The following is a 2911-nucleotide window of genomic DNA, read 5'->3' as shown; positions in this document are numbered from 1 at the left end:
GTCGTGATGGGCATCCCGCTGCCTAGACTCGACCGGACCTGCATCTGGAGAGAATGTGATGAAACACGTGTGCGCTCTCATGCTGCTGGCCGCAACCCTGACCGGTTGCAGCAGCATCGGAGGCTATCCCGATTTCAGCGGCGGGATCGGCTATCCATCACATGAACCGGCCTATCCGCGCTATCCCGCCTATCCGCCCCCCGTACAAACCCATCGCGGCGATTCAAGCTCGGAAGTGGTGAGCTGCAGCAGCCGCGACCAGCGTCGCGCGCATTGCCATGTACAGGTCTCACAGAAGGACAGCGTGCACCTGATCAACCGCGAGTCACATGCCTCCTGCCTGCAGGGACGCGACTGGGGCGTGGACCGCGGCACGATCTGGGTCGACAACGGCTGCCGTGCAACCTTCCGCATCGAGCGCTACTACTGGCGATGAGCAGCAGGCCGTCCGGCCGGTCCGCACAGGGCCGGCCGGGCACCCACTCAGCGATCGAAGCCCAGCAGCAGCGGGTCGTGGTCGGAGCTGCGCCACGGGCCCTGCACGTTGCGGCCCTGGTAACCGCTGGCGTCCTGCTCGTCGGCATTGCTGTGCCACTCGGCGGCGCCGGCGAGGCGCTTGGCCATGGTCGGGCTGAGCAGCGCATGATCGAGGCGGCCGGTGTAGCCGTTGTAGACGTAGCTGTAGGGCTGTTCGACCTTGGCCACCTTGAAGGCATCCTGCCAACCGAGGTCGTGCAGGGTGCGGATCGGATCTTCCATGGCGTAGGCATTGAAATCGCCCATCAGCACCACGTCCTTCACCTTCAGGCGCGCGGCTTCGGCCTGCACCCAGGAGTTGAGCTGCCGGGCCGATTCCACGCGGGTGGCGTTCCAGCAGCCCTGCCCGTCATTGCGGTCGGCGTCGGCGCCGCTGGCATCGCGGCAGCCCTTGGACTTGAAGTGGTTGGCAACCACCATGAACGGCGCACCCTTGCCCTGGAAGGCCTGTGCCAGCGGCGCACGGCTGTGTTCGACGAATGGGCCGTCGAGCTTGGTCAGCGGCGTGCCGAGCGGCTTGAATTCGCTCTTGCGGTAGATGATGCCGACGCGGATCGGATTGCTGCCGGGGCCTTGGCCGGCATCGACGAACGCCCACTGTTTGTCTGCGGCGAGGCCGGCATTGAGCGCATCCACCAGTTCGGCGATGGCCGACTGCGGGCCGTAACCGTCGTTCTCCAGTTCCATCAGCGCGGCGATGTCGGCGCCCAGCGCGTTGACGGTGGCGACCAGCTTGCCGACCTGCGCCTTGTGCTCGTCCAGCGTGCGCGCGCCGCGCAGGGTCGGGAACCCACCGCCCTTGCCGTCACCATTGAAGAAATTCTCCAGGTTGAACGCAGCGATGTGCAGGCGGCCGGGCACGCTCGGCACGGCCGGGCGCTGCAGGTCCGGCAGCTTCAGTACACCATCCACCTGCAGGCTGGGCCGGCCCTGCGCGTCCACGCGCACGGTGCCTTCCACGTTGCGCAGCTGCATGCCGGTACGCAGCACCGGGTTGCCCGGCAGGTAGGCGACGCTGGCCGGATCACGCACATCGCTGCCATCGTCCAGCAGCAGGCGGCGGCGCTGGTTGTCGGCCATCACCTGTTCGATCCCGGCACTGCCGGGCGCGGCCACTTCGGTCGGCTGCCACAGGCGGCCATCGAAGGCGACGGTGAGCTGGCCGAAGCGTTCCAGGCCATCGGTGCCGGCCAGGGTGAGCGGCGCGGCGATGCGCACGTGCTGCCCATCCAGTGCACGCCAGTCGGCCGGCGCGGCGGCCAGGGTGACGGTAGCTGGGCTGCGTGGCGCAGGCGCCGAGGTCGGCGCAACCTGTGGCTGGGCCTGGGCGAAAGCGGATGCCGGCATCAGCAGGGACAGGGCAAGGGCGAGGGAACGGCGACGCATCGACCCTCATGACCTCTGTGCGATGCGTGGTTGCCGGCCAGCGGCCGGCACTACCAAAGATCATGAGGCTGCCGGCCAGCGGCCGGCACTACCAGCGGACGCGGCGGCGTCCGCTACTTCAGATTGCCCAGCATCCAGTCCACGGTGGCGTGGATCTGCTCCTCGGTGAGCGCCGGGTTGCCGCCCTTGGGCGGCATGATGCCGCCGTCGGGGCCGGTGTAGCCCTCGATGGCGTGCTTGTAGAGGGTGTCCTTGCCCTGCGCCAGGCGCTTGTCCCAGTGCGAGTGGTCCAGCGTCGGCGCCATGCCCACSCCGGTGGTATGGCAGGCGGTGCASAGGTTRTCGAAGATCACCTTGCCATCSKTGGTGCCGCCGTAGGCSACCTGCGAAGCGGCCTTGGCCAGCGCGGCGGCCTTGGCCGCGGCCTGCGCGGCGGCGCCGGTGCTGCCGGCGTATACCGCGCCAGTGGGCGAGATGCGCTGTTCAGTGCGTTTGGCGGCGGTGGGCGACACCTCGGGCGGAATCCGGGTGTGGATGAACGCGGCCAGCAGGATCAGACCGAGGGTGATGGCCATCAACAGCGCGATCACCATGGARAAGCGTTTCAGGAACTCSAGRTCGTAATTCCGCACTCTTCGTTACCCCTGGCTGRTAGTCGTTGGACCACGGCTGAGCGACTGCGTGATGGGCCGAGTATAGAACGCACGCCACGCACGACAACAGGCATCACGGCTGGTGCGGCGCAGCATGCGGCCGTGGCCGCGTGCGGGTGGCGCCGGGCCGCGCCCGGCGATCGCGAAGCGCGGCAGAAGCCGCCCGGCACGCGCAACGGCGGCATCACCCTGCGCCAACAGCCCGCAGGCRGAAACTGCAGATGGCCTCGACCAGTGCGTCCTCGTCGCGGTGCGCTTCGCGGCTGGGTGCGGTCGGGCCCACCATCGCTTCGGTGAAGGCACCCACCAGGCAGGCGGCGGCAGCGTGCGCGTCC

The 2911-nt window shown here is 68.4% G+C and carries 3 protein-coding genes and 1 pseudogene; 1 reads left to right on the top strand and 3 read right to left on the bottom strand.

Annotated features, from left to right (window positions below):
• The first annotated feature begins 58 nt into the window (after positions 1 to 58).
• Positions 59 to 436 (top strand): DUF3011 domain-containing protein, encoded by a 378-nt coding sequence (locus AC1VAN_RS19920; RefSeq protein ID WP_080277675.1) that lies wholly within the window; start codon positions 59 to 61, stop codon positions 434 to 436.
• 47 nt (positions 437 to 483) lie between these two features.
• Here the strand turns inward: AC1VAN_RS19920 and AC1VAN_RS19915 are convergent, their stop codons facing one another.
• From AC1VAN_RS19915 to AC1VAN_RS19905, 3 genes and pseudogenes are all read right to left on the bottom strand, one after another.
• Entirely contained in the window at positions 484 to 1923 is a 1440-nt protein-coding gene (locus AC1VAN_RS19915) for an ExeM/NucH family extracellular endonuclease (RefSeq protein WP_478013559.1), read from the bottom strand.
• A 113-nt stretch (positions 1924 to 2036) separates the two neighbouring features.
• Positions 2037 to 2555 (bottom strand): c-type cytochrome, encoded by a 519-nt coding sequence (locus tag AC1VAN_RS19910; protein ID WP_480986544.1) that lies wholly within the window; start codon positions 2553 to 2555, stop codon positions 2037 to 2039.
• 205 nt (positions 2556 to 2760) lie between these two features.
• Positions 2761 to 2911, bottom strand: a pseudogene (locus AC1VAN_RS19905) (TetR/AcrR family transcriptional regulator); the annotation flags it as partial.

The organism is Stenotrophomonas sp. 05L44_2, assembly GCF_056665995.1.
This window is presented reverse-complemented; position numbering and strand designations above follow the sequence as displayed.